Consider the following 1,272-nt stretch of genomic DNA (forward strand, 5'->3'; position numbering starts at 1 on the left):
GGCGCCCCCCCAACTGTACCCCCCACACGCCGCCGGGGGCTCCGCGCACGCGGCCTGGACGGCAGCGCGGCAGGCCCGTGACTCGGCCACGGCGGCAGGCAAGGACGCCACCGCCGCCCACCAGGCGGCGAACGAGGCTTTCCATACGGCAGTCGTCAAGCGGCAGCAGGCCCAGGCGGAGTTGCGGAAATGGTACGAACAGCAGAAGCAGCAGAGCCAACACGATGACGACGGCAGTTGGGTACCGGGTTGGCTCAAGGACACCGTCAACACGATCGGTGACTACGGGCAGGCAATCCTCGGAAACTCCGACATCTGGAAGGGTCTTTTCGAGACGGGTCTGGGCGTCATCGCAGTCGGGGACGGCGCCACCATCGACATCGCGGGCGGCGGCCTGTGCCTGACCATCATCGGCTGTCTCGAGGGAGCGCCGGCGATCGTCGTCGGTACCGGGGTGGCGGGTGCGGGCATCTACGGAATCACCGATGGCATCAGCCGTTTCAACAACGGCCTCGGGCAAGCCCTGCGTGAGGCTGAGGGCACGCCCGCCTCGGGAGGGCCCCAGATCGACTCGAACGGCTGGCCCGTTGCCACCCAGAGCAACTGCCTGGAGTGCGCCGAGGTGATCAAGGGCAAGGTCGGGGGCGAGATCTACGAGATGAAGGACAGCCTGGGAGCAAAGCTGGGCCCGTCCGAACGCGATCCCTATGGGCAGTGGCACAACCACTTCCTGGTGATCAAGGATGGCCGCGCGTACGACGCGTTCACCGGTTCGGAAGGCATGGACCTGAACACATATCGTCGACAATGGAAGTACTGGGAATACATTCGCCTCGACGGGCGACCTGACCTGGGGTAGATGATGGAAATCCAAGAACTCTGCTTCCACCTGCGGAATCGACGCCGGATGTATCTGCTGGATGACCGATTCTCGACGATGGTGGCATTCATCGAAGGGTTCTGTACCGCTGCGCGGGTCTCGCCCTTGACGGGATTTCAGGACTGGGTTTGTGAAAGGGTCCTTGGCGGGCGTTCGAGTATCCACTGGGCATACGTGATCGCCTCGACCAAGGTGCCCGACATACTCGACGGGAACAGGCCCATCGACCGTATCCCCCGCGAGGTGGAGGGCGACCTGACAGACCTGACGCTCGACCTCGTCGAGGAATTCTCGAGCCGTCCGGCTGCCTGAGATACCCACTTCGGCCCCCGGGCGGGGGGGGGGGGGCGGCCCCCCGCCCCCCCGCAGCGACAGCGCGAGGCGAGCAAGCC

Annotated in this window: 1 protein-coding gene and 1 pseudogene; both read left to right on the forward strand. The window is 65.5% G+C overall.

Annotation, left to right across the window (positions count from 1 at the left end):
• A pseudogene (locus ACFW2E_RS35015) lies at positions 1-859 on the forward strand (hypothetical protein); the annotation flags it as partial.
• Positions 860-1,192: a hypothetical protein gene (locus ACFW2E_RS35020; RefSeq protein ID WP_384472439.1), complete on the forward strand. Its 333-nt coding sequence runs from the start codon at positions 860-862 to the stop codon at positions 1,190-1,192.
• Positions 1,193-1,272: the final 80 nt, after the last annotated feature.

It is taken from the genome of Streptomyces sp. NPDC058964, assembly GCF_042741275.1.
In the GTDB taxonomy this organism is placed as follows: Bacteria; Actinomycetota; Actinomycetes; order Streptomycetales; family Streptomycetaceae; genus Streptomyces.